A 26,146-nucleotide genomic window follows, 5' to 3' on the forward strand; every position below is an offset into this window, starting at 1 on the left:
CATGTGCCAACTTCCGATATCTCGCCGTGAGTGGCTCAAGCTCGCGGCGCTCTTCACCGCCACCGGCGCCGCGCCGTTGATCGCCAGTCAGCATGCACGCGCGGCAAGTGAGCCGGATGCTCCGGTTCGCATCGGATATCTGCCGATTACCGATGCAACACCACTTCTGGTCGCTCACAACAACGGCTATTTCGAATCTGCAGGTATTCCCGCCGACAAGCCCGTATTGCTGCGTAGCTGGGCCCAACTGGTCGAGTCGTTCCTGTCCGGTCAGGTCAACGTGGTCCACCTCCTGTCGCCAATGGCAGTCTGGGCGCGCTACGGCAGCCGCGCCCCTCTCAAAGTCATGGCATGGAACCATGTCAACGGTTCAGCGCTGACTGTTTCGGCCGACATTGGAAGCGTGGCCGACCTGGGTGGCAAGACCGTCGCCGTTCCATTCTGGTATTCCATTCACAACGTCGTGCTACAAGATGTGTTGCGTGCTCAAGGCCTCACCCCAGTACTCAGGAAGGATGGCTCACCTGGCCCCCGCGAAGTCAAACTGATTGTGATGGCTCCCTCCGACATGCCACCCGCACTGGCCTCAAGGCAGATTGCCGGTTTCATCGTCGCCGAGCCATTCAATGCGGCAGCGGAGAACCTGAAGATCGGCAAGGTCCTGCGGTTTACCGGCGATGTCTGGCGCAACCATGCGTGCTGCGTCGTGGCAATGCACGAGCGGGATTTGCGGGAGCGTGCGACCTGGACTCAGAAGGTCATCGATGCGATCGTGAAAGCGCAGTCCTGGACACGCGACCATCCCGACGAAGCCGCCGGCCTGCTGTCGAAGACCGGCAAGAATCGCTACACGCCACACAGCCCGGAGATCCTCCGTGCTGTGCTTGCACCACCGCCGGATGCTACCGGCCGCTATCTTGGCGACCGTGCAATCGTTCATCCTGATTGGCACGGAAAGCGAATCGATTTCCAGCCCTACCCCTATCCCGGCTATACAGAAGAGCTGGTGCGGCGCCTAAAGCAAACGCGCGTGGAAGGTGATACGGCGTTCGTTTCAACGCTGGATCCGGCGTTCGTTTCCCGTGACCTGGTGGATGACCGGTTCGTCAGGAAAAGCATCGAAGCGGTGGGTGGCATGTCGGCCTTCGGTTTGCCCGACGGCTATACGCGCACGGAGCTGATTCGTGTCTAGTAGCCCCCTGCCACCTGGCGCGCCACACAGGGCTAGCCGTTACGGCACGGCACAAGCCAATTGGAGCAGCCTGCGCCACGGGCTTGCACGGGCCGTACCTGGCGCGGTCGGCCTTGCCGGCGTCATCGTGCTCTGGTCGGTCGCATTGACGCTTGCCACTGATTCAGACAGCCTCGCCGTGCAGTTCTCGCCAGCACGAGCCTTCGCCGCGCTACCTATCCTCGTCGCGGAAGACCATCTCCTCATGCACATCACGACGAGCCTGCGGCGCATTGCAAGCGGACTCGCGATCGCCGTACTGCTCGGTGTACCGCTTGGCTTCGTGCTCGGCCGAATCAAGGCGATCGATGCGACGCTATCGCCGGTGCTTCAGTTCCTCCGCATGGTTTCACCGCTTTCGTGGATGCCCATTGCCGTAATGTCACTCGGTGTCGGCGAGCGGCCGGTCATCTTCCTTCTGGCATTCGCCGGGCTGTGGCCGGTCCTGATGAGCACGGCGCATGGCGTAGCCCAGATCGACCGGCGCTGGGTACAGCTTGGCGAAAGCTTGGCGGCGACGCCCGCCGAGATGCTCCTGCACGTTTATTTGCCTGGCATCGCCAGCCATGTACTCACCGGTGTGCGCCTTGCAATCGGCATTCTCTGGATCGTGCTCGTGCCCGCTGAGATGCTGGGCGTAAGTTCAGGGCTCGGATATCTGGTGCTTGATACGCGCGACAGGCTCGCCTATTCCGAACTCACCGCGATCATTCTCGTGATTGGTACGCTCGGCTTCATGCTCGACCAAACCGCGCGGCTCGCATGGAACCGTTTCGGCACAGCAAGTTCCATGCGGTAATCGTGAAGTCGGCGCACGCCCACTCAAAAACACAAGTTTGGCGATACGGTCGGATGCAGCCAGTCTGACCGTGTCGAAAACACAGTCTTCGTATCGCAGGTGACGATTCCTCATACATTCTGCCCGTCCCGACTGCGCAGAAACCGGCGATCCAAGATGGGTCACATGCTCACTCCCCATAACGGGTAAACACCGACGCACATCACGCTTTACGAAAAATCGCCTCGCCCTATAATTTATCAAACGATAACTTATCGGTTGATAAATTAAGGAGACGCCAATGGCCATCACCAAGCTTGCCCACTACTCGATCCGTACGACCGATCTTGAGAAGTCGCGGCAGTTCTATACGCAGGTTCTCGGCTTTCGTGAGGGTTTCCGCCCCCCATTCAATTTTCCGGGCGTCTGGCTCTACAACGGCGGCGACGAATCCGAGTTCGGCGTCGTCCACATCATCGGTATCGACCCGAACGCCCCGGAAGGGCTGATCGCCTATCTCGGCGACAAGGATTTGCCGCAAACAGGCACCGGCACAGTCGACCACATCGCGTTTCTCGCAACCGGCCTTGAACAGTTCTGGGCAAGGTTGCGCGATGCCGGCTACGCGTGGCGCGACCGTACGGTGCCGAGTCTCGGCCTGCATCAAGTGTTCGTCGAGGATCCGTCGGGCGTCACCATCGAAGTGAATTTCCCGGCAGACGAGGCCATCGCACTCAAGCAAGCCACACCGGCCGCCGCTACGGCAAAGTAAGGAGGAATCCAAAATGCAACGCAACCACACCGATAGCCGCAAGGCTCTTATCGTCGGCGGCTCGCTCGGCGGACTTTTCGCGGCAAACCTGCTGCTTCGAAGCGGTTGGGACGTTACCGTTCTCGAGCGCTCACCCGACGAACTCTCGGGTCGTGGCGCAGGTATCGTCACACATCCGGAACTCTTCGATGCGCTGACTGCGGCCGGCGTCGAGGTCAACGAAGATATCGGCGTCACGGTGCACAGCCGGATCACGCTGAATGCCGACGGAAGTTCGGCGGGTACGTGTCCGCTGACGCAAACCCTCACGGCGTGGAGCAAGATGTTTCACGTCCTGCGGTCCGCACTGCCTGACACGTGCTACCGATCAGGCGCCATCGTCGAGGAAGTCGTCAGTTCGGACGACCACGCCGAAGTCAAACTGTCCGACGGCGACACGCTGCAGGCTGACCTCGTCGTCGCGGCGGACGGGTTTCGCTCGGCGATCCGCCAGAAGTTCCTGCCCGATGTGCCTTTGCAGTATGCCGGCTACATTGCATGGCGCGGACTGGTCGACGAACGCGAATTGTCCCCGGGAACATGGGACACCCTCTTCGACAAGTTCGGTTTCTGCCTTCCGTCCGGCGAGCAAATGCTCGGCTATCCGGTCGCGGGTCCGGGCAACAGCACCCGGGCCGGAGAACGCCGTTACAACTTTGTGTGGTACCGGCCTACCGACGAAGCGGTCGCGTTGCGCGACCTGCTGACCGATGCAACGGGCAAATTTCACGCGAACGGCATTCCGCCGCATCTGATTCGCGCCGATGTCCTGGCCGACATGCGTGACGCGGCACACAGCCTCCTGTCTCCGGAATTTGCGGAAGTTGTAACCAGGACGAAGCAACCGCTATTCCAGCCGATCTACGACCTCGAGGCAACGCAACTCGTATTTGATCGCGTCGTGCTGCTCGGCGATGCCGCCTTCGTCGCTCGTCCGCATTGCGGCATGGGTGTCACCAAAGCAGCAGGAGACGCGATGCAACTCGCGCGCTCGTTGGCCGCAAGCGCCAGTATCGTCGATGCGCTGGCGGATTATGAGCATCAGCGCCTGCGGTTCGGCACGGCGATCGTCGAACATGCCCGCCACCTCGGCGCATACATGCAGGCACAAATGAAAAGTCAGATCGAGCGCGACATGGCAGAGAAGTACCGGACGCCCGAAGCAGTCATGCGGGAAACAGCGGTCGCCCCGCAACTTTGATGCAAACGTGCGGATTGGCTAACCGGCCGTCAGAGCCGGTACCGCCGCATCGAAACGATTAGCCACCACCTGGAGGAAGACGATGACAAACGCGACGGCGTATTCGAGCGCTGCCCAGCCCTCGATGCCGAGACACGGGCCAGCGAAGGCACAGGCGATTCTGGCCGACATTCGGTTTCGTCAGCTCGTACGGAGCCGGCGCCGGTTTTCATGGACGTTGACCGTGAGCATGCTCGCGGCCTACTTCGCATTCATTCTGCTGATCGCGCTCGCGCCGCGCGTATTGGGCACGCCGATCGTTGCAGGCCATCCGACCACATGGGGCATTCCGATTGGCGTCGGCATGCTCGGGTTCACGTTCGCCCTGGTCGCGATCTACGTGCACCGTGCCAATACGGTCTTTGACACCACACTCGACGCCATTCGCCGCGAGGAGCAATCATGAAAATCCCAAAAATGCTGACGTGCGTCGCGGTGTTTCCGTCGGCCTTCGCATGGGCGAGTCCGGTCATCAGCGGCCCGGTCTCGACGACGTCGCATCAGACGCGTAATCCGATCGCCATCGCGATGTTCGTCGCGTTCGTCGTCGCGACACTGGTGATCACGCGCTGGGCTGCCGGCAAGAATAACGGGGTCGCCGATCACTACGCGGCCGGCGGCAAGATTACCGGCCGCCAGAACGGTTGGGCAATCGCGGGCGACTACATGTCGGCCGCATCGCTGCTCGGCATCTCGTCGTTGGTATTTTCCAACGGCTACGACGGGCTCATCTATTCCGTCGGCTTCCTCGCGAGCTGGCCGATCATCCTCGCACTGATCGCAGAGCCACTGCGCAATCTCGGACGATTCACCTTTGCTGACGTCGTATCGTACCGCCTTCAGCAGCGCCCGGTCAGGACGTTCTCCGCGATCAGCTCACTCGTCATAGTGCTGCTGTATCTCGTATCACAGATGATCGGTGCCGGCAAGCTCGTTCAACTTCTCTTCGGCATTCACTATCTTCCGGCCGTAATCATCGTCGGTGTATTGATGGTCGTCTACGTGTTCTTCGGTGGAATGCTTGCTACGACGTGGATCCAGATCATCAAGGCTGTCTTGCTTCTCTCGGGATGCGCATTCATGGCGTTCATGGTACTGCGCCATTTCGCCTTCAACCCGGACGCCCTCTTCGCAGCAGCCGTGCAGGCACACCCGCGACACGACGCGATCATGAGCCCTGGCGGGCTGATTCATGATCCGGTTTCAGCCGTATCGCTCGGCCTGGCGTTGATATTCGGCACCGCCGGACTTCCGCACATCCTGATGCGCTTCTTTACCGTTGCCGATGTGAAGGAGGCACGCAAGAGCATTCTTCATGCAACCGGCATCGTCGGCATCGGCTATGCGTTGATCGTGGTCATCGGCTTCGGCACCATTGCGCTCGTATCGTCCGACCCAACCTACCACGACGGCCAGGGCGCGCTGATCGGCGGCGTGAACATGGTCGCGATCCATCTGGCGCATGCAGTCGGTGGCGACCTCTTCCTGGGATTCATTTGCGCAGTCACGTTCTCGACCATTCTGGCGGTCGTATCGGGGCTCACGCTTGCGGGTGCATCAGCAGTGTCCCACGACCTGTATGCGAATGCATTTCGGCAAGGACGCGCAACCGAGAAGGAGGAGCTGAATGTATCGCGCATCACGACCCTCGTATTGGGGGTACTCGCGACCTTGCTGGCGATCGCATTCGAAAACCAGTACATCGCTTTCGTCGTCAGCCTGGTATTTTCGATTGCCGCGAGCTCGACATTTCCCGTGCTACTGCTGTCGATCTACTGGCGTGGCCTCACAACCCGAGGCGCTGTGATGGGCGGAATGCTGGGCTTGCTGACTGCGGTCGTCCTGACGATTCTCAGCCCGACGGTCTGGGTCCAGGTTCTCGGTCACAGCCATGCGATCTATCCGTACGAATATCCCGCTCTGTTCTCAATCATTGCTGCCTTTTCCGGCATCTGGCTGTTCTCCGTGACTGATCGCTCAGCGACCGGCAATCGCGAACGCGCCATGTTCGACGATCAACTCGTGGTGTGCGAGACAGGCTCGCCCTCACCCATCCCGGCAAATCACTGACACATGTTCAACGGAGCGCGCAAGCAGCGAAATCGTTGCCCTACGCTCCGTTGCTTGACCATAAAAGACAACATCGACATCAGGAGATCAGTATGACGTCCGCGACTTTTCGCCCCCGAAACAAGGTTGATAGCCTGAGAAATACATCAACTTCCATCAGGACTACGATGGTGCTCTCGGTACTCGCCGCCGTCGGCGTCACGCCGACGGCATTCGCTCAAAGCAGCGTGTCCTTCTACGGCATCATTGATCCTGCGCTCGTCTACGTCAGTAACGCGCAAACCAACAAGGCTGGTGGCATACTCCACGGTGCACGTCAGTTTTCAATGCAGGATGCGTCGACATCGGCATACATCGGCAGCCGCTTCGGCTTCCGTGGCATTGAAGATCTAGGCGGCGGATCGTGGGCGATCTTCACGCTGGAGAATGGGTTCAACGTTGCAAACGGTGCGCTCGGTCAGGGCGGGTTGCTCTTCGGCCGCCAGGCATTCGTCGGTCTGTCGAACGACCGGATCGGCTCGATCACGGCCGGCCGGCAGTATTCGTCGTTCGCGGACTATCTGTTCCCGTTGACGCCGGTCAGCCAATGGGGCGGCTTCATCACCGCACATCCGGATGACATCGACAATCTCGGGTTGACCGTCCGTCAGAACAACGCACTGAAAATCTCTTCACCAGTCTGGAACGGCTTCTCCGCCAACGCCATGTATGCCTTCGGTGGCGTTGCAGGAAGCATGTCCACGAATCAGGTCGTGTCGGTGGGTGCCGGATATACAGGCGGCCCGCTCAAGGTCGCTATCGGATACCTGAGCGCGTATGACCCGAACATCTCGATGTGGGGCGGACAGCCCAATGCCGGCGGCGTCACTGCCAACAATATCGGATCGTTCGGATCCGCGACGATGCCGGAAAAGAACCCCGTCATCGCCGGTTATGCGTCCGCGCATCGTGAGGAGGTGTTCGGTGCAGGAGTCGCCTATACGCTCGGTCGTACGACGCTTGGTGTGCTCTACACCAATACGCGTTTTCTCGGCCTTGGCTCGGCCTCTGGTCCGAATCCACTCGGATATCAGGGTAGCGCCGCGTTCAACACCATTGAGCTGAGCGCTTCCTGCCGCGTCTTGCCGGAAACCTCTATCTCGGCATCATATGCATACACGACAACGAGCGGTCCGAACGCAAACAAAGCCCACTACAATCAAGTGAACGCCGGTGTTCACTACTTTCTGTCAAAGCGCACTGACGTCTATATGGTCGGCGCGTATCAACGGGCATCCGGCGTAGACTCACTCGGACAGACGGCAGTCGCTTCTATCAACGGAATGACACCGTCGTCCACGCGTCAGCAATTCGTCGATACGGTTGGTATCACCCACCGGTTCTGAGATCGATCGGCCAGTTCAGAGTGCTACGAACATCCCGCTTCGGCATAATGAAACGGGATGTATCTGATCCGAACGCAGGTCGACCAAACTTTCAGCTATTCCCCAATGCGTCAACGTTATCCGTAAAGCGTTCGGGTCGGCTTGCAGCTCAATCAACCGATCCAAGGCTCCGACAGGACACATCGATCAGACTGGTGGAGCGCCTTCGATGCCGACCTCACGACTGCCTGATAGCTCATTCTCGCTGCCGCGCCCGATCCGTCTACTCATCCGGAGCAGAACGACGAACCCCACCGCAGCGACTGCAGCGATCAGCAGCAAGCCCGCGCTATAGCTCCCCGTCCTGTCGCGAATGACGCCCATCAAAACAGATTGCACGAATCCAGACAGGTTCCCGATCGAACTGATCATCGCAATGCCCGCGGCGCCCACAGTCGATCGCGTCAACAGGTTCGGCAAGGTCCAGAAGACCGGAAGCGCCGACATCAGACCAAGCGCGGACACCGAGAAGGCGGCAATCTTTGCGATCGGCGACGGGACAAAAACCGCCGCGACCAGACCACCGATAGCCAGCCCGTGCGCGACGAGCGCATGACCGCGGCGCTCCTGATGACGATCGGAACTGCGCCCCCACAGCACCATCCCGACGGCGCCGATCAGGAACGGAGCGGCAGTCGCGAAGCCAGTCTGAATGATGCTCAGGTGCGCCTCCTTCATGATTTGCGGCAGAAAAAACGACAACCCGTATGAAATGCCGGCCAGGCAGAAGTAGATATACGCAAGTCCCCACATCGTCGCGTCCCGGAAGATCGGCAGGATGCTTTCATGCCGATGCCCGACGCTTTGAGCCCGCTCGGCCGCCAGTGTCGCGACTAGCCAGCGCTTCTCCGCGTCGCTCAACCACTCGGCATCCTCGGGCTTGTCGCGCAGCACCTTGAACACCACCAGCGACAGGAACAGCGCCGGAATCGCCTCAACGATGAACATTGTCTGCCAGCTCTTCAGTCCCCATAAACCGGAACCGTTGATCAGAAATGCAGATACCGGTGCCCCGACGACGCTAGCGATGGGTATCGCCACCATGAACGTACCCACGTAAGTCGCGCGCCATCGACTCGGCACCCATAACGTCAGGAAGAAGATGATGCCAGGCAAGAAGCCAGCCTCTGCAGCGCCGAGCAGCAAGCGAACGACGTACAGGCTCATCTCGCCTTGGACAAGCGCCATGGCAGCCGAAAGGATGCCCCAGGTAAACATGATGCGAGCGATCCAGCGACGAGCGCCGAAGCGTTGCAAAGCAATATTCGAAGGAATCTCGAACGCAAAATATGTGATGAAGAACAGCCCCGCGCCGAGTCCGTACGCGGCGTTGGACAACCCCAGATCCCGATTCATCGTCAGCGCGGCATAGCCGACATTGACGCGATCAAGATAGGATATGACGTAACAGACAAGCAGCAACGGCAAGAACCGCTGCAAGACTTTGCGCATGCAACGTTGATCGACGGCATCCATGTCTCTTCCATCCTTCGCATATATTGCCGTCAGGCACCGGCGATACCGACTTCATCCGTTCGAACCGGGTATCGAACTGCCGGGCGGCTTGTTTTGGTGGGCGTTCGAATGCGTCCAGCAGTTCAACTGTCGTAACGAGGCAACTCACGTTCCACGAGCCTTACCGCGGCGTCGAACCCGACCTGCTGATAGCTCTGCACTCCGCCGGTATCGATCGCGTCATCCGCGATATCGAGCTTCGCGAACTGGTCGGACGTATGCTTGCGCACGACTTCCGGTGGATAGATCAGGTTGCTGCCGCCGGCCAGTGCGGCAACCTGGGCCTGGCACGCGCGCTCGAGGTAATAGATGACGGTCCATGCATCCGCGATCGTATTGCCTGCCGCCAGCAGCCCATGGTTGCGGAGAATCATCGCCTTGTTGTCACGGAGGTCGGAAACCAGCCGGGCACGCTCGTCCGCGTCCGATGCGATGCCTTCGTAGTTGTGGTACGAGATTCGCCCGTAGAATTTCAACGCATGCTGGCTGATCGGCAACAACCCTTGCTCCTGTGCAGACACGGCAATCCCGGATGCCGTATGGGTATGGATCACGCAGGCGACATCATGGCGCGCCATGTGCACAGCCGAATGGATCATGAAGCCCGCCTTGTTCACACGCTGGCGTCGGTCGGCTCGCATGTCCACGATGTTGCCGTCCAGGTCGATCTTGACCAGACTGGACGCAGTAATCTCGTGGAACATCTGGCCGTAGGGGTTGATCAGGAAGTGGTGTGCGTCCGTACCGGGAACACGTGCGCTGATATGGGTATAAATGTGGTCGGTCATCCGGTGATACGCGATCACCCGGTACAGCGCGGCGAGTTCACAGCGAATTTTCCATTCCGCGTCACTGTATTCGTATGCCATTGTTGTCTCCTTTTGATTGTCCTTCCATGCTCGAAACGTATGCGCATGAGCGGGCATCAGTGCAACGCCCGCCCCTCCCGACGATGATGCGTGTCGCGCTCTCAAAGCGACACGGGCAGGGTCACTCGCCTTGCCAGACCGGTGAGCGCTTGCCGATGAATGCGTCGACGCCCTCCTTCGCGTCGCGACTGGACCAGAGGCGGTCAATCGCCGGATGCGCCCAAAGCTCCGGATTTGCAACGCCGGCCATCACTGGGGTTTTGCCAACGACCTCGATCGTTGCGGCAATCGCAACCGGTGAACATTCGAGAATCGACGTCGCGTAGCGCATCGCCGCGTCCATGAGCCGATCCGGCGGTACGACTTCGTTGACGAGCCCGAAACGCAACGCGGTTTCCGCGTCGATCGACGCACCAGTCAGCAGCATCTGCATCGCAAACTTCAATGGAATATGCTGCGCGAGGCGCTGCACTCCGCCTTCGATGGCAGCGAGACCGACTCTCGGCTCGGGAAGGGCAAAACGCGCGGTATCCGCAGCAACAGCAAGGTCGCATGCGAGAAGAATCTCCACGCCGCCACCAAGCGCAACGCCGTTGACCGCCGCAATGACCGGCTTGCGCCGCTGAAATCGCCGGCTGAGCCCCGCGAATCCTGATAACGGCTTCTTCGTCGGGTCGAGATCGTCCTTGATGTCGCTGCCCGCACAGAATGCCTGGGGGCCCCGTCCGGTAATGACGGCCACCCGTAGCGATGCGTCTGCTTCGAAGCCGTCGAAGATCTGCGCGAGTTCGTGATGCGCGTCAACATTCAGTGCATTCCGGAAATCGGGACGATCGATAGTGACCACGAGTACCTGATCGCGGACTTCACATGTAGTAAACCTGAGTGTCATGAGCCCATTCCCGCGTCGATCTTGAAGTACCCGTCGTCGATGACGATCGCATTGCGCAACGGGGCACGTATCCGGAATCGAACAGCATCCGGTTGTGATTGCCATACGTCGAGCATCAGGTCGTCGCCCGGATAGACGGGGGCAGTAAAGCGAACGCGCAGCTCGCGCACCGAGCCCGGATCGTTTCCTGCGATAGCCCGGACGAGTGCATGCCCGGCCATCCCGAACGAACACAGGCCGTGCAAGATCGGGCGTTCGTATCCCATCGTGGCGGCGACGGCAGGATCGACGTGCAGCGGGTTATCGTCGCCACTCAGGCGATAAATCAAAGCCGCATTCGACGCGGCACGAAGCGGGATCTTCCGATGCGGATCCACGTTGGGCATTGGCTCCCTCTCCGCGCGCGGGAACGCAGGGCCGCCCCATCCGCCATCGCTTCGACAGAGGTCAGTGCTCGTGACCGATGCGATCGGCTCACCGGTATCCGAGTCGATGATGTCGCGGGACGTCGTCAATACGGTACCCCGGTCAGGCCCACGGTCGTAAAGCCCGTCGACGCGGGTCCGTCCGATCACGGTTCCTTCGGCACGGATCGGACGATGAACGACCAACCTCTGTTCGACGTGGAGCACCGCGCGCCAGTCAATTCCGGTTTCTGGCCAGCGAATCCAGAAGCCTGGATAGCCGAGCACGACGGCCATGGTCGGCAACGCGTGCAGTTCCTCTTCATAGACGTATCGAAGATCGTCAGGATCGTGCAGGACGGCACCTGCGCCGACACCCAGCGCATAGAGAATCGTGTCCCGCTTCGTATAGCGGTGTTGCACGTCTGCGAACGTCCAGTTCGCCAAGGCAGCGTGGTCGATAGCCAATTCAATCCTCCATTTCCGTGTCATCGCAGGGAATTAATCGTGGCACCGATCTCCGGCGCGGCGTCGCGCCCTGGCTTGTCCGAGTGCCCTCCGTCGCTTTCAGAAACCGCGATGTTCTCGAGATACGTTTCACGAGCGGCGGCGACAGCGATCAGCGAAAGCAGCCCGCCGATCATGATGTAGAGCGCCAGCGGCCACGACGCACCACTCGAAGCGAACAATGCCGCAGCAACAAACGGAACTGGCCCGCTCGTGATCAGGCCGCCGACCTGATATCCGATGGCGGACCCCGTGTAACGCAGGCGTGTCTCGAATTGCTCCGGCATGAAGCTCGCGATCGGGCTGTAGGTACTGGCATGCAGAAGGGGCAGCGCGAGCATCAACGCCAGAAAGACGTATGCCGGCTTACCGCTGTCGATCAGCCAGAAGAACGGATACGCAGACAGCACAACGAGTAGTGAGCCGCCCAGCAACACCGGGCGGCGCCCGTACCGGTCGGCCAGCAGCGCGAACAGCGGGATCGTGAAAATCTGCACGAACGACGCCGCGCAGACCGCACCCAGCACGATGTCGCGGGAGATTCCCGTGCGTTCGGGGGCATAACGCAGGATGAACACCGTGGCCAGGTAGAACAGGATATTCGGCGACGCAATCGCGAAGATGGTCACAAGCAGCGGCCTGGGCGCGGTCCGGATCACGTCGACGACGGGAAAGCGCGCCTCCTGCTTGCGCTCCCGCACTGAGGTGAACGCAGGCGTTTCTTCGATCTTCATGCGGATATAGAGACCGAGCAGCACCAGTACTGCACTGCCGATGAAGGGCACGCGCCACCCCCAGTTCATCATGTCGTCGGCAGGGAGCTTCTGGACCAGGTAGAACGATGCCGTCGCCAGCACGAGTCCGGCCGGAATCCCGCACTGCGGCCAACTTCCGTAGAACGCCCGTTTGCGCGGCGGCGCATGTTCCACCGCCATCAGCACCGCACCACTCCACTCCCCGCCGATCGCGATACCCTGCAGGATTCGAAAGAACACAAGTAGGATCGGCGCCAGTATCCCCACCTGGTGATAGGTGGGCAACAGGCCGACCATGGCCGTGGACACGCCCACGATCGACAGGCTGATCACGAGCATCGCCTTGCGTCCGAGCCGATCGCCGAAATGGCCGAACACTACCCCGCCCAGCGGCCTTGCGACGAATGCCGCCCCGAATGCAGCGAATGACGCCAGCGTGCCGGTTAGCGCATTCAGATTCGGGAAGAAAATCTTGTTAAAGACGAGTGCGGCTGCAGTGCCAAACAGAAAGAAGTCAAAGTATTCGATCAATGTCCCGATGAAGCTGGCTGCGGCAACCTTGATGATGCCGGTACGCGCCGAGGTTCCGTTCGAACTGCGCATGCTTGTCTCCAATGGTGTTCTTCATGGCTCGCGTGCCGCTTTGCACTGCGATGCGACGTGCTGGAATCGCGACATACGAACCTGGTTTGTCGATCGGCGTGTGTGCCGACGACATCTGCGCCAGCCACTGGCCGTATTCACCTCACGGTCAGTCCACCGTCGACGACGATCGATGCGCCGTGGATAAAATCGGCGCCCGGACCACACAGGAAGAGCGCCACGCGGGCGATGTCCTCCGGTCGCCCCAGGCGACCAGCGGGTACGCGCTTAAGTGCCCGCACGCGTGATGAATCCTCGTCGTCGAGCACGGCACGGGTCATCGCCGTGTCGATCATCCCGGGGCAGATCGCATTCACGCGGATGCCGAACCGGCCGTAGTCACTGGAAAGTTGCCTCGTGAAACCCAGGACCGCGTGCTTGCTCGATGTGTAGGCCGCGCCGCCCGCTCCCGCCTTGAGTCCTGCAATCGAAGCCATGTTGACGATCACGCCCGCCTGGCGTTGGATCATGTGCGGCAACACTTCATTTGTGATCCGATACAGCGACTTGACGTTGACGTTGAAAACCCGATCCCAGCGCGCTTCGTCCGTCTCGAGGCTTTCCATGAAATCGTCGAGAACGCCGGCGGTGTTGCACAGGATGTCGATGTTCTCGAACGCTGCGATCGCAGACGCCACGACGCGATGAATATCGTCGATGACGGTCAGGTTCGCGTTCACGCAAAGTAGCCGACCCGCGCGGGATCCGGCCGTCGATATGCGCTCGAGGCCGTGGCGGTCGATATCGACCGCGACCACATGTGCGCCAGCGGCCATAAACAAGTCGACTTGGGCACGCCCGATTCCGGACGCGGCACCTGTAATCAGCGCGACCTTTCCTGCGAGGTCGACCAATGCAGCGGGGTGCTCCGTTTGGATTCCGTTCATGCGGACACCTCGCGGATCCCGTTCCAGCGTACCGGCTGAGGCACGAGCCGCCCGCCCCTTACCTGGGCCGACAGTTCGCGCTTGAGTATCTTCCCGCTCGCGGTCAATGGGAAATCGTCGACGCAGATGAAGTACTCCGGCATGTCGTACTTGGACAGACCGGCGTTGAACAAGTGAGCGAGGATGTCATACGCATCGACCGGTTCCCCGTCTGACGCGATGATGCCGAGGCACACTTTCTCTCCGAGCCGCTCATCGTCGACAGGAAATGCGGCTGCCTTGACGACGCGCTCATGTCTCAACGCAAGCCCCTCGATCTCCGCCGGGTAGATGTTGTGGCCGCCGCGTATGATCAGATCCTTCGACCGTCCCGCGATCTCCAGGTCCCCCCGCTCGTTGAATCGGCCGAGGTCGCCACTCATGAACCAGCCGCCAGCATTGAACGACGCCTGGGTCGCCGCGTTGTTGTTGAAATAACCAAGCATGAGCGACGCGCCTCGCCCGCCGATTTCGCCGATTTCGCCCGACTCAGCTTCGAGATCACGGTCGTCTGCGCGGAAGATTCGCAGCTCGTAGCACGAGTTCCCGCGCCCGACAGTTTGTCCGACCGTCCTGATCAGCGTGTCGACATCGTCCGTCGGGACCGTCGACGTATGTGAACCGTTCTCGGTCATGCCGTACGTGTTCTGAGGCTTGATGCCTCGTGCTGCGAGACGACGTGCAAGCTCTGCCGGAATGGCCGTGCCCGACAGATAAAAGACGCTGACGTCACCAAGTCGGTCGAGTCCACGTGCGTCCAGCTCGCGGAGGATGTCGATCGCGTGTGTCGGCACCCCCATCAGGTAGCCAGCCTCCGACGCGATGATTCGGTCGAGCGGATGTTCGCCCTTTCGCAAGTCGTTCACGACGAACTCGCATCCACACGCGAGGCACTGCTCCAGCCCGACCGTCGCCAGGTGGTGGCTGAGCGGACCGAGGCAATACATGATCAGATCGTGCGTATGTTCCCAATCGGCCACCATTGCCCGCCCGTTCGCCAGTAACGTGTTGTCGCTGTGCATGACAGCCTTGGGCTGCCCGGTCGTTCCCGACGTGAATGCGAGATAGGTCACCTTATCGGGATTGTCGTTGACCGGCTGCTGCGTCACCGGCGGTTCGCTGGTCGGGAATGCGCGCAGGTGCCCGTCCATCGTCCCGTCCCGATCCGGAAATGCATAGACGCGTCGCACGCTGCCGATCGAACCGATATGCGCGAAGATATCTTTCACGTCCGAGTCGGCGCCATATCCGATCTGTCCCACGAATGCCGCAACCGAACAACGGTCGAGCAGCGACAGCACCTCGTCGACCGTGTGATTCTGATGCAACGACAGCGTGCAGATGTAGCCGTTGCGCGAACAGGCAAGCAGCAGCACCACGCATTCGACGCGATTCGGGAGCCATCCGGCCACGCGGTCGCCGGTCCGCACACCTGCATCGTGAAGGTCGGCCGCCACGGCGTCTGCCCAACACGTGAGTTCTCGCCATGTCAACCGTTCACGCGAATCGCGCAATGCATAGCTTGTCGGCCGCGCGTCGGCATGCTTTCGGGCCATCGTGTACAACGTGTCGTTCTGCCACACGCCTCGGGCGTAGTATTCGCACGCAAGCATCGGATCATGCAGTGTCAGCATGTTCGAACGCATTTCCGTCTCCAGATCTAGTTTTGTTTTTTTGAATCGATCGGCGTCGAATCGCCGTTCCGAATGAAATCAACCGGGGCTTCTGACGTTGACGACGACCTTGCCGCGCACATCGCCATTGCGGACTAGCGTCATCGCTTCCGCAGCCTCCTCGAACGCGAATGCACGCATGACGACAGGACGCACGTAACCGGCGTGCCAGAGCCCGAAAATGCTTTCCTGAGCTGCCCGCACCTTTTCCGGTGCGCGGTCGCGATAGTCGCTCCATTGCAGCCCAGCCACCGAGATGTTCTTGAGGAGCAGGTAGTTGACCTTCACCGACGGAATCTCGCCCGCGACAAACCCGATGACGACCACGCGACCACTCCAGGCGGCCGACCGAATCGCGCCGTTGAAGAACTCACCACCGAGCGGGTCAAGGATGACGTCCGCGCCGCGGCCGTCCGTGACGGCATGAACTTGCTCACGCACACTCTCGCGCAAGTTGCCGCCGGACAAGTCGATCACGTGATGCGCACCGGATTCCATGACGACCTTTCTTTCCGCTTCGCTCCGGACGGCGCCGATCACCGTCGCACCCATACCGACCGCAAGCTGGACAGCTGCGAGGCCGACACCGCCGGCGGCTCCACCAATCAGCACCGTCTCTTCGGACTTGTACTGGCCTCTCTCCATCAGCGCAAACCACGCCGTCTGATAGACGAGTCCCATAGCCGCCGCTGCCTGATACGCCATCTCGTCCGGCACGCGAAATACCTGCGAGGCGGTGGCGAGCGCCTGCTCTGCAAGCGCGCCGAACTCGATTTGCGACATCACTCGATCGCCGGGGAGGTATTCGGTAACACCAGGGCCGATGGCCTGCACCACACCGGCAAAGTCCTTTCCCGGTGCGAACGGACGTTGCGGTAACAACTGATACGTCCCGGCAACCGTGAGAATGTCCGGAAAGTTGATACCGGCAGCTTCCACATCCACCAGAATCTGTCCGGGACCAGGCGTCAAGTCCGGCACGTCCTCAAGACGCATCGTCGACGGTTCGCCGTGTTCGTACACTTGATAGCTACGCATGAATCGACCTTTGTTGAAATGAGAAAGACGTATGCACTTCGCGCCGCAGCCTGCGTCCTCGTCGGGCGTACCTTGACGTCCTTGCTTGTTCAGGCTGGTTCACCCACAAGTCACCTTGTGCTGGGCCTCGCCGATCGCAGACTTCGTCGACGGGACCGCCAATCGTCTCCTGGCGAGCTCTCCTGATCCCGACGGACGTGCCTGCATCTGGTTCGCAAGGACCATGCCAAACGAAAGAATCGTGAATTCCTTAATGAATTCATTGCCTTCGACATGAGAGCCACCCCAATGTGACTGTCTCTTGGGTGTTCACACCGCAGACTTTCAAACACACAATGTGTCTTTTCGGACGACACTCACGTGATGCGCGAAACTATGTAGGCCATCGACGACTCGAGCTCGAGCGGACACACCGCGTTTGGGCAGGTGTGCGTAGAAGACATCGCGGACGTGGAGGCAATCAGGTAGGCGATCACGTCTATCGACTGGAGAATCAGACCTTGTGTGTCGAACGAAATCCGACATCGTGACCGTCAAGCGCGAGGCGGCACCCCGCAAATCGATTGATTGGCAAATTCCACTCATCGAGCCTTCGGATAAACATCCGTAAGCGCGTCCGGTAAGGCGATGAGACAACACGTGAGCATTACTCGATGATGCCCTCAAGAACGATCCGGGCTCACACCTTGGACCCGACCACCATTCCGGGTCTTGCGATGGTCGTCGAAGCGCTTCTTTCTTTTATGTTTTTGCTTCGATGACCATCCGGTACTGCGTTACTCCGCTTTCTCTGGAGCGACTTCATCACGCAGAATCTCGCGGAACAGGTCCGGCTTTCCGAACACGTGCCCGAGATGAAGCTTCCGAAGCACACCATCCTTCTCAATGGCGAGCGTCGGATATCCCTGCCCACGCAGCTTCTCTAGCAATGTCTGCGACTCGGAGAAATGCGCGTCCAGATTCTCGCTAGCGTGATCGAAGGCGTGTTCGAATCGTGACGGGTCGAGGCCGATTTCAGCCGCGGCGTGGACGATCTCTTCACGATTCGCAATAGGACGTCCTTCAACGTAGTATGCGACCTGCAATCGCTTGAGCATCGCCAGTCCCGCCTTTCCGACCTCCTCTGCCGCGATCATTGCCGCAGTTGGCGGCCCCGAATCCAGCAGAATGTCATAGTTGAACTGGGCCTTTCCGGTGTATGCCTCGCCAAATTTCTGGCCGCTGAGCGCCGCGATTCGCTCTTCATGGGGACGAACGAACTCTCGCCAATCGGCGGACATTGTTTGGGCACGCTCGCCCGCCAGCATCCCCCCAGAGTGGGGAACAATTTCTATGCCGTTAGTTTCGGCTGCCACCGTCAACAGCGGCGCCAGGCCGTAACACCAGCCACAAAACGGGTCATAGACGTAGTGCAGCTTGATAGTCTTGTCCATTTCAATTCTCAATATTGATCACGTTCGCTTCCGCTTACCCGCCAAATTTGCACGAACCACCGCTACAACCGTCGGCCTCGTCCGGTTCCACGTCGCCGGAAGTAACCGTATCAATCTCGGCGCCCATGACTTCCTTCAGCACATGAGTCGGTTGAGCACCGTGGATCGTCGCGCCGCCGATGGCGAACAACGGTACGCCGCGAACACCCGCAGACTGCGCGTCAATCTCCTTGGCGAGAACCTCGTCTTCCCCTCGACGACTCGAGAGATATTCCCGAACCTCGTCGGCGTTGAATCCGGCTCCGCTCGCGACGTTGACCAACACGTCGACGTCCCCGATGTTCTCGCCTCGAGTGAAATAGGCCGTGAAGATCGCTTCGAACAGGTCGTCGGTTCGCTTCGGGTCGCCCTTTCCTTGAGCGAATTCCATCAAACGATGCGCACGAAATGTGTTCGGCGTAATCGCGACCTTGTCATAGTTGAAGTCGATTCCGACCGCCTTCCCCGCTGCCGCTACTTGCGTGTCCATTTGCAACGAGCGGTTCCAGCTCCCGAATTTCCTGGTGCGATACTCCTTTCGATCCACACCGCTCGGCGGCATGGACGGGTTGAGTTCGTAGGGCAGATAGGAGATGTCCGGTTCAATGGTTTCGGCAACGTCTGTCAGTGCGGACGCAAGATTTCGGTGACCGATCCAGCACCACGGGCAGATGAAGTCGTACGTGATCTTTACAGGCAGTCGTTTCATGACTTTTTCCTCAACTGTTGCGACCACTCTAGGTTAGACGTTGACCGGCACGCTTAGAATGGTAACGGGACGCAACTGACCGTTGCATCCTGCGCAAACTGCTGACGTAGAAAGGCAAGGAGCCATCCGGCAGTTCCACGTGCGAGCGCCGTCTCGGTTGTGATCGTTTCCCTGGACATAGGGACCCGGTGCCCCGATCTTGGTATCGATATATGCGTCCGACGACGGCCTGCCGGGCCAATTCCGCAATGACAGATCCCGAGGAACGGATTCGGCTCGTATCGCTAATGGTGCGAATGCCGGCCGATAGCTGGGAGTCAATGCTCCCAAGCCACGGCGACCGACTCATCTTGCGCTAGGCACACGTCAAAACTCCAGGTCCGCTACACCTCTGCCCCCTTCCGTTCCTCGTAGCCGTCAATGAATGGAAGTGATCCAACGTAGTTGCCCCGTCCAAAAGTATCGTCATGACAGGTCCGCACGGTTTCCGCGCGGGGTTTCTCGCGCCTGTCCGGAAGGATTCCAGAACTTCGGTTTTTACGAAGTTTTTGTATCAAATAATCTGCTTTTTCCGATCATTCAAATCATCGAAACTGTTGATTCTTCAACGACGCGGAATGATTCCGCAAAGGAACGACAGGATGAGAACCTATCCCCGCAACAGCGCCCAGGCAGCCGCACGCATTGTTGCGCTGGTGCTAATTGCGGACGGCCACATCGATCCCAGCGAGGAACGGCTCCTCGAGACGCTTCAGATCAATCGCAGATTCGGGATCGAATCGACCGAGTTTGCGCATATCGTCCAGACGGTATGTGAGGACCGGGCGATCGGCCATGTTTCGTCCACCACAATTTCCGGCCTTCTCGATCAAGCTACGCTCGAGACGCTGCTCGCGGAAATCGACGATCCCGATCTTCGTGTGCAGATCATTGAGATGTGTCTCGCCGTCGCATCAGCGGACGGACACCTCGCCGACGGTGAAATCAGTGTGCTAGGGACAATTCTGACCGCGTGGACGCCACAAACGCTGAACTTTGCGTTGGCAGAGCGCAGCTTCGCGTAAGCACTGCTTCGTCCCGCCGGGTCAGAGCCGACGATGGCGCCCGCCCCCCGCGAGCTGCAACATCATCAGCGACGGTCCGACCTCGCGGACAGCGAGTCCAATGTGTTCCATGAGTTGCGCAATCCCGAAAAAATTATGACCGCAATGAAGCGCATTTTGATCGTGAAAGTGACGTCGCTCGGCGACGTCGTCCAGACACTGCCCGTCGTCGCGGACCTGCATCACGCCTTTCCCGGCGTGACGGTCGACTGGGCCGTGGACGAATCATGTGCCGAGGTCGTGCGCTGGCATCCGGGCGTTAGCACCGTGCTATGCGCGCCGCTGCGCCGCTTCAAGAAGCTACGGAACGCCGGCGATCTGAAGGCGATTTCGGCGTCGATCGGCGCGTTGCGGGCGCATCGCTACGATGCAGTCATCGACCTGCATGGCGTATACAAGAGCGCGATCATCTCGGCGCTGGCGCGCGCCGCGCGCCGTGTCGGCTACCAGACCCAGGATCTCGGCGAAACGGGCGCACGCTTCGCGTATTCGCATCGCTTCGGCCCGCGGCCGGACTGCGATGCGTGGCACGGCATGCGCGTGAGCGCCGGCGAAGCGCTCGGCTACCGGCCCGAAGGTATCGCGACCTACGGCGTCGTCCCGCCGCAGGGTGTGAGCCTGCCGGCTGCCGTGACCGACGGCGCACCGTTCATGCTGCTGTTCCATGCAACGTCCAATCCCGACAAGAAATGGCCGGCCGACCATTGGGCCGACCTGGCCACGCAGATGATGGCGCGCGGTGTGCGGGTGCTGTTGCCGTGGGGATCGAGCGCCGAGCATGACGATGCAAAGGACATCGCCGCGCGTGCGCCGGGCTCGGTTGTGTTACCTGCGATGACTGTGCGCGAACTCGGTGCGGCGCTCGGCCGGGCTGCACTGGTGGCGGGGGTCGATACGGGGTTCGTGCACATGGCGCACGCGCTGCAGCGGCCGACCGTGATGATCTTCGTCGCGACATCGCGCCTCCATTGCGGCATCGGCGGCGCACCGAATGTGTTGTCGATCGGCGAACCAGACGCTATGCCATCTGTTAGCGAGGTGATGGTCGCTATTGCCAAAGTCCAAAGTCCTCGCAACGAATGCGTATCCTAGGGTTCGTGGCAAGCGAGTCACCGACGTCTCGCGTCGGACGACGAGAGCTTTGTAAATGGCCCCGCGCTATCCACCGACAGCGGACAGCCGTAGGTCTGATGTTGGCGCGACGGATGCGGTTGAGGAAGGTCAGGTAGGGCTAATGGCGCTGCATTTCACGGCGACCGAATCGACGTTCAGCTATTTTGAGGCGCTGTCGAAGTATCTGGATTCGCACGGCAAGCCGATCGCGTTCTATAGCGACAAAGCCAGCGTCTTTTACGTTAAGAAGCGTTCGGAGACCGCGGGCAAAGGCGTCACGCAGTTTGGTCGAGCACTGTACGAACTCAATGTCGACGCGTTCTGTGCCAACTCAAGTCAGGCCAAGGGGCGTGTGGAACGGGCCAATCTGACGTTGCAGGACCGGCTCGTCAAAGAGCTTAGACTGCGCGGAATCAGCACACGGGAGGCTGCCAATGCGTATGCGCCCTCCTTCATCGCAGACTTTAACCGTCGCTTCGGCAAACCGCCGAAAAGCGATCACGACGCACACCGGCCACTGCGTGCTGATGAGGATCTGAGGCAGATACTGTCGTATCGCGTGCCGCGCAAGGTATCCAACGCGTTGACAGTGCAGTACGACCGCGTGATGTACCTGCTCGCCGATTCGGCGGCCAATCGGAGCTTCGTGCACGAATACGTCGAGGTCGTCGAATATCCGGACGGGATGATCGAGGTACAGGCCAACGGCGCGGTGCTGTCATGCCAGCAATACGATCGCATCACGCGCATCGATCAAGGCGCTGAGGTCGAGAACAAGCGGCTGTCCAGCGCACTGGAAGTCGCACGGCGCATCCAGAATATGCGTGACGATCGCCGCGCTTCCGGCTCACCGTCGCGCACCCATTGCGGTGCCGAGGTCCAGGCAAAGAAGGCCCTCATCGGGCTGAAGAAGCAGCGTGCCATTGCGCTTGCCGACCTGAATCAAGCCATTCTTGAAGTCAGTGTTGAAGGAATCAGAGACCGGGGGGGCGGCTTCGCCGCCCCACCCCAACCCCATAAACAACAGCAAGGCAAAACCCAAACACCGCGACATTTCAATTTAGCGGGAAGCCCGACAATTGAACTTAGCGGGGACAATAGGGTCAGGCTTAAATTTCCACTTCGCGCCGAGCGTTTGCGTCGATTTCCGGCTGCACCGAGATAATTTGCCTTTGGGAGATATGCCGGCCACGGCCGCGTCCGCGGTCAGACATCGCTCGCGACGCGCTCAGAGCCCCCATATCTTCAACTTCCGCAGAACCGAGCTTCTACCTTTTTCGTTGGATCCTCGCGCAGCGTTAGAATATCGCCCCTTCTCATAGGAGACGAAAATGTCCTGGTTCGTTTACGAAGTGCCCGAATACCACGAAGACGCTGCGCGCATCGAGCCGTTGAGCGAGCTGCGTAGCCGTGTGCTGAAAGTCAGTGGTCCGGCCATGGCCGACGAACTGGAAAGCATTCGCGAGAACGCCGCGGCGGCAGCGGACACCCCCGAGCGCCCCCTGCGTACTCCGGAAAATCCGAATGTCTTTCCGATTCCTTACGCCGACTCCATGATCCTGGTCGGGTTCATCTTCGATCTGAAACGCGAATTCCGGCAACTGGTCGTGTCGCCCGTGGAAATGCCCTGGCTGAAAGACGCGTAAAAAGTGGCCGGTTCCGATGGGTTGATCCTAATTCTGGTGCGTCACTGCCTGGAAGGCTTCATACGCCAACCTGTCCAGGAAACCCGGAGCGCGTCCGTGTATGACGCTGACGCCACCGGCGATGGTAGCCCCTGCCTTAAGGGCTTCATTGACCCTTTCGTGGATATTGCCCCAACCATCGCCGATCCCGGAACACCTACACCGCCCCCTGGCCAAGCAACACGGCGACATTGCGCTCGGCCAACGCGGCGATCGTGCGTGACGGATTCAGTCCAAGCGCACGCGGAATCGTCGCACCGTCCATCACGTAGAGCCCGTCATACCCGAATACTTTTCCGTCCGCATTCACGACGCCATCCGCGCGCGTGAGCCCCATGTTGCAACCACCGAGCGGATGCGGCGTGATCAGCTTGTGGAAGTCGCTCCACGTCGGCGGGACGAAGGGGGTGCCGCCCGTCACAGTCGACAGGCGCCGGTGCGTATCGACCATCGCATCGACGATCGCCTCGGATCGCGTGTACGACCAGTCGAGCCGCAACTCGCGACGCCATGGCGCAAACCAGCAGCGCCCGAGACGCATGCGCCCGTCACCCGGATCGATCGCCTGGCCGAACCAGGGCATCATGTTCTCGACCGGGTCGTCGCAATCGAAATGGCGAGCGAAGGCTCGCCAGAACGTGCGCTTCACCCCGCCGTGCGAGCGCTGCAGATGGCGGCGCACGAAATCATGCGCAAGATTGGGCACGCCGCCGTCCTCGATGAACAGCGGCTCACCATCGTCGTCAGTCCGGTCGAGAAGATCGATCGCAGCGGAAATGGTGACGCCGTGCGACGGCGAGATCTTCCGGTGCCTGTAGAAGGCCGGCGTGACGAAATCGCCGTTGAAAGCCCAGCCCCAGCCGAGCCTCGGCGATAGATTCGGCAGCGTGCGATGCTCGTCGCGACAGCGGAGCAGCAGCTCGGTACTGCCGATCGATCCGGCGCTGACGATCACTGTGGTCGCCGTCGCGGTGCCGGGCATGAAACTTCCGGCGGCGGGATCGATGACGTTGAAATGCACGCGCCATCCCTGGCCCAGCGGCTCGAGCTTCTGCACGACGTGCAACGGCAGGATTTTTGCGCCACGGCGCTCGGCCACGGCCAGATAGTTGAGGTCGAGCGTGTTCTTCGCCGACACCTGGCATCCAATGTCGCAATTGCCGCAGTGGACGCACGTGCCCTGCGGAACGCCATGCACGTTGACGTGCCTGACCGAATGCCGGTCGTCGCGCGCGCCGGGCAAGGACGGATCGTAGGTCGGCGAAAACGACACGGCGAGCGGCAACTTGCGATACCGGTCGCCCCACCCGCAGGCGTCGGCAGCGTCGCGCAACAAGCGGGTGCGTTCGCTGATCTGGTTGTCGGGCACCTCCTGGACCGACAGCATCCAGCCCACGCGCTGATAAAAAGGCTCGAGCGCCTCGTACGTGATCTCCGGTGGCCAGCCGTGGTCGAAGGCGTCGGGTCTGGCCTCGACCGAGACGTTGGCGTAGATCAGCGACCCGCCGCCCACGCCCGCGGCGGCCACCACCGACATGTTGGAAAAAACGCGCAGGTCGGCCCAGCCATGGAATCGTTGCGGGTTCCGCTGACTCCACAGCCACGGGTCGGCCTCGTCACGCGGATACGTGTCCGGCGTCCAGCGGCGACCACGCTCCAGCACCAGCACCGTTCTTCCCGCTTCCGCGAGGCGGCAGGCCGCCACCGCTCCGCCGAAGCCGCTCCCGACAACGATGACATCGTATTCAATCGCGCTCATGACGACGATCTCCTGACGCAGGTGCGTCACAGTTCCGATGCGAAACCCCTGAAGAATCCTCTCGTCCGCGAAGGCATCGCGATGCCAACCGCGGCGAAGTCGATGTGGCCCGTCCGGCCGCTGTCGTGTTGGATTGATTGAAACAGCCGCTCGCGAAATTGTTTGGAAACATCCGACATCGTCGTTTCCCGATCTTGCCTGATGGAACCGGTGAAAAGTCGAAAGCCGTACAGAATCTCCTTTGTTTTCATGCGCTTAAGGCTCGTCTTGCGCACGTGATTCGCGGTTGGCACGTCCTATGCATTTGTAGCAGCGAGCGCAACGAAAAGTGCTCTCTTCCAGACCGCAGCAAACTCAAGGAGATTTATCATGTCCGCACTGATGATCAACGACCTGTCCCGCGCCCACGAACTCAGCCGCAAGGAAATGGCTTCCGTCAGCGGTGGTAGCGTGTTCCAGAACCTCGGCATCAACAACATCACGACCGGCAGCGGATTTTCGTTCGCCAGCCCGAACACCATCACGGCCCCGGTTACCCAGGTCGATGCATCGACCCACCTGGATCTCACCAGCGTGACCAACTCGATCAACAACCTCGGCGGCCTGGTTGTCGGGAAGCTGGGCCTGTAAGTTTCACCCTGCTTTCTCGCAGCGGCAGCAGTGTTCGATAGCGTTGTACCGAACTACCGACGTTCTCCAGTCCGCCGCGGGGTTGTCCTCGTGGCGTTCAAAGCCCGCCAGGCCGTGTCGCTTGGCGGGCTTCCTTGCATGACGAGAACGAAGCCGGCATGAACAAGCCGATTCGCTGACGTCATCGGTACCGCTTGTTCCCTCACCAGCGGCCGTGCTGATCCCGACGCACTTTCATCCTCCCTCCCCTGCACGCGCGGCGCCAGCCATCGAACTGGGTGCCGCGTCGATGCATCGTTGACCATCGACGCGGTATTCCCGCTACGTCCCGCCGTTCTACCGATTCGCAGAAAATTCAGCTATCCGAATCACATGCCCCCCGATCCTTGCATCGATACGAGTTGCATCCGCCCGTCGGATCGCTTGTGCGTCGGAACTTTTTCGCGCAGGAGCACAATCATCGCCGCTGCTGCGCATGGATACCCTCGACGCAAATCGCAAGCGCCACGCTTCATTTCATGTTGGCCGTGACAAGACAGCAGCCACGGAAATTGTTTGGAAGAACCCGACATCGTCGTGCTTCGATCTTGCTCGACAAACCCGGTGAAACGGCGTCAAGCAGATTGAATTGCTTTTGTTTTCATGAGGTTGGATCAGTCGCCAGCGCGCACGCGTCGAGGCTGGCACGCCCCGTGCATTTGTAGCTGCGAGCGCAACGAAAAGTGCTCTCTTCCAGACCTCAGCAAACCTAAGGAGATTTACCATGTCCGCACTGAGCTTCCCTCGGTTTTTCGCCTTCCAACGGTCCCGAGTTATGCAGCGGCGTCCTTGGTCTGCTGAGCTTTGATCCAGTCCCGAAGGAACCGCTCCGGAGAAACAAAGCCGAGCGACGAATGACGA

Annotated in this window: 25 protein-coding genes; 12 read left to right on the forward strand and 13 right to left on the reverse strand. The window is 60.2% G+C overall.

Annotated elements, in window-relative coordinates; translation table 11 throughout:
• Position 1 precedes the first annotated feature (1 nt).
• The 4 genes from G3O06_RS10815 (at position 2) to G3O06_RS10830 (ending at position 4,021) form a co-directional block, all read left to right on the forward strand.
• On the forward strand, positions 2-1,192 hold the full coding sequence (locus G3O06_RS10815) for an ABC transporter substrate-binding protein (protein WP_205815999.1): 1,191 nt from the start codon (positions 2-4) through the stop codon (positions 1,190-1,192).
• A 124-nt stretch (positions 1,193-1,316) separates the two neighbouring features.
• Complete coding sequence (locus G3O06_RS10820) at positions 1,317-2,030, forward strand: ABC transporter permease (RefSeq protein ID WP_346779506.1); 714 nt, start codon at positions 1,317-1,319, stop codon at positions 2,028-2,030.
• Between the two features lie 280 nt (positions 2,031-2,310).
• Positions 2,311-2,781 (forward strand): VOC family protein, encoded by a 471-nt coding sequence (locus tag G3O06_RS10825; RefSeq protein ID WP_205816000.1) that lies wholly within the window; start codon positions 2,311-2,313, stop codon positions 2,779-2,781.
• Positions 2,782-2,794: 13 nt separating this feature from the next.
• The gene (locus G3O06_RS10830; protein WP_205816001.1) at positions 2,795-4,021 is read left to right on the forward strand and encodes an FAD binding domain-containing protein; all 1,227 of its coding nucleotides are present in this window, start codon (positions 2,795-2,797) and stop codon (positions 4,019-4,021) included.
• Between the two features lie 18 nt (positions 4,022-4,039).
• Here the strand turns inward: G3O06_RS10830 and G3O06_RS48980 are convergent, their stop codons facing one another.
• Positions 4,040-4,192 (reverse strand): hypothetical protein, encoded by a 153-nt coding sequence (locus G3O06_RS48980; protein WP_241019752.1) that lies wholly within the window; start codon positions 4,190-4,192, stop codon positions 4,040-4,042.
• Here G3O06_RS48980 and G3O06_RS48985 point away from each other — a divergent pair.
• The 3 genes from G3O06_RS48985 (at position 4,146) to G3O06_RS10845 (ending at position 7,515) form a co-directional block, all read left to right on the forward strand.
• The gene (locus tag G3O06_RS48985; protein ID WP_277403707.1) at positions 4,146-4,466 is read left to right on the forward strand and encodes a DUF485 domain-containing protein; all 321 of its coding nucleotides are present in this window, start codon (positions 4,146-4,148) and stop codon (positions 4,464-4,466) included. The two genes, G3O06_RS48980 and G3O06_RS48985, sit on opposite strands and share 47 nt — an antisense overlap.
• The gene (locus G3O06_RS10840) at positions 4,463-6,130 is read left to right on the forward strand and encodes a cation acetate symporter (RefSeq protein WP_205816003.1); all 1,668 of its coding nucleotides are present in this window, start codon (positions 4,463-4,465) and stop codon (positions 6,128-6,130) included. The genes G3O06_RS48985 and G3O06_RS10840 overlap by 4 nt, the downstream gene beginning before the upstream one ends.
• A gap of 92 nt (positions 6,131-6,222) precedes the next feature.
• Positions 6,223-7,515, forward strand: coding sequence for a porin (locus G3O06_RS10845; RefSeq protein ID WP_241019753.1), 1,293 nt, complete (start codon positions 6,223-6,225; stop codon positions 7,513-7,515).
• A 186-nt stretch (positions 7,516-7,701) separates the two neighbouring features.
• Here the strand turns inward: G3O06_RS10845 and G3O06_RS10850 are convergent, their stop codons facing one another.
• The 10 genes from G3O06_RS10850 to G3O06_RS10895 all read right to left on the reverse strand — a co-directional run bounded on the left by G3O06_RS10850 (position 7,702) and on the right by G3O06_RS10895 (position 18,956).
• Positions 7,702-9,030 carry an MFS transporter gene (locus G3O06_RS10850; RefSeq protein ID WP_043186857.1) on the reverse strand — a complete coding sequence of 443 codons (1,329 nt, stop codon included), beginning with the start codon at positions 9,028-9,030 and terminating at the stop codon, positions 7,702-7,704.
• Positions 9,031-9,152: 122 nt separating this feature from the next.
• Positions 9,153-9,995, reverse strand: a complete 843-nt coding sequence (locus tag G3O06_RS10855) for a class II aldolase/adducin family protein (protein ID WP_277403706.1) — start codon at positions 9,993-9,995, stop codon at positions 9,153-9,155.
• Positions 9,996-10,059: 64 nt separating this feature from the next.
• The gene (locus G3O06_RS10860) at positions 10,060-10,830 is read right to left on the reverse strand and encodes an enoyl-CoA hydratase-related protein (protein ID WP_205816004.1); all 771 of its coding nucleotides are present in this window, start codon (positions 10,828-10,830) and stop codon (positions 10,060-10,062) included.
• A complete protein-coding gene (locus tag G3O06_RS10865) occupies positions 10,827-11,702 on the reverse strand; it encodes a MaoC/PaaZ C-terminal domain-containing protein (RefSeq protein ID WP_241019755.1) in 876 nt (291 codons plus the stop codon). The genes G3O06_RS10860 and G3O06_RS10865 overlap by 4 nt, the downstream gene beginning before the upstream one ends.
• A gap of 20 nt (positions 11,703-11,722) precedes the next feature.
• Positions 11,723-13,099: an MFS transporter gene (locus G3O06_RS10870; protein ID WP_205816005.1), complete on the reverse strand. Its 1,377-nt coding sequence runs from the start codon at positions 13,097-13,099 to the stop codon at positions 11,723-11,725.
• Between the two features lie 137 nt (positions 13,100-13,236).
• Positions 13,237-14,025, reverse strand: a complete 789-nt coding sequence (locus tag G3O06_RS10875) for a glucose 1-dehydrogenase (protein WP_051890147.1) — start codon at positions 14,023-14,025, stop codon at positions 13,237-13,239.
• The gene (locus G3O06_RS10880; RefSeq protein ID WP_205816006.1) at positions 14,022-15,710 is read right to left on the reverse strand and encodes a class I adenylate-forming enzyme family protein; all 1,689 of its coding nucleotides are present in this window, start codon (positions 15,708-15,710) and stop codon (positions 14,022-14,024) included. The genes G3O06_RS10875 and G3O06_RS10880 overlap by 4 nt, the downstream gene beginning before the upstream one ends.
• A gap of 66 nt (positions 15,711-15,776) precedes the next feature.
• Positions 15,777-16,775 (reverse strand): NADPH:quinone oxidoreductase family protein, encoded by a 999-nt coding sequence (locus tag G3O06_RS10885; RefSeq protein WP_205816007.1) that lies wholly within the window; start codon positions 16,773-16,775, stop codon positions 15,777-15,779.
• 776 nt (positions 16,776-17,551) lie between these two features.
• A complete protein-coding gene (locus tag G3O06_RS10890; RefSeq protein WP_205816008.1) occupies positions 17,552-18,208 on the reverse strand; it encodes a DsbA family protein in 657 nt (218 codons plus the stop codon).
• Between the two features lie 34 nt (positions 18,209-18,242).
• A complete protein-coding gene (locus tag G3O06_RS10895) occupies positions 18,243-18,956 on the reverse strand; it encodes a DsbA family oxidoreductase (protein WP_205816009.1) in 714 nt (237 codons plus the stop codon).
• Between the two features lie 641 nt (positions 18,957-19,597).
• Here G3O06_RS10895 and G3O06_RS10900 point away from each other — a divergent pair.
• From G3O06_RS10900 to G3O06_RS10915, 4 genes are all read left to right on the forward strand, one after another.
• Entirely contained in the window at positions 19,598-20,020 is a 423-nt protein-coding gene (locus G3O06_RS10900; RefSeq protein ID WP_051890144.1) for a TerB family tellurite resistance protein, read from the forward strand.
• A gap of 144 nt (positions 20,021-20,164) precedes the next feature.
• Entirely contained in the window at positions 20,165-21,151 is a 987-nt protein-coding gene (waaC, locus tag G3O06_RS10905) for a lipopolysaccharide heptosyltransferase I (protein ID WP_205816010.1), read from the forward strand.
• 55 nt (positions 21,152-21,206) lie between these two features.
• A complete protein-coding gene (locus tag G3O06_RS10910) occupies positions 21,207-22,337 on the forward strand; it encodes an ISNCY family transposase (RefSeq protein WP_346779505.1) in 1,131 nt (376 codons plus the stop codon).
• 166 nt (positions 22,338-22,503) lie between these two features.
• Positions 22,504-22,818, forward strand: a complete 315-nt coding sequence (locus tag G3O06_RS10915) for a helicase (protein ID WP_175002061.1) — start codon at positions 22,504-22,506, stop codon at positions 22,816-22,818.
• A gap of 196 nt (positions 22,819-23,014) precedes the next feature.
• Here G3O06_RS10915 and G3O06_RS10920 read toward each other — a convergent pair whose 3' ends face one another.
• Both G3O06_RS10920 and G3O06_RS10925 read right to left on the reverse strand, forming a co-directional pair.
• Entirely contained in the window at positions 23,015-24,616 is a 1,602-nt protein-coding gene (locus G3O06_RS10920) for a GMC family oxidoreductase (RefSeq protein WP_205816011.1), read from the reverse strand.
• Between the two features lie 26 nt (positions 24,617-24,642).
• Positions 24,643-24,867 (reverse strand): hypothetical protein, encoded by a 225-nt coding sequence (locus G3O06_RS10925; protein WP_205816012.1) that lies wholly within the window; start codon positions 24,865-24,867, stop codon positions 24,643-24,645.
• 118 nt (positions 24,868-24,985) lie between these two features.
• On the opposite strand from G3O06_RS10925, the gene G3O06_RS10930 reads away from it, so the two are divergent.
• Positions 24,986-25,246 (forward strand): hypothetical protein, encoded by a 261-nt coding sequence (locus G3O06_RS10930; RefSeq protein WP_174966828.1) that lies wholly within the window; start codon positions 24,986-24,988, stop codon positions 25,244-25,246.
• Positions 25,247-26,146 lie beyond the last annotated feature (900 nt).

Origin of the sequence: Burkholderia sp. Ac-20345 (genome assembly GCF_017104825.1) — a bacterium.
Lineage (GTDB): Bacteria > Pseudomonadota > Gammaproteobacteria > Burkholderiales > Burkholderiaceae > Burkholderia > Burkholderia lata_B.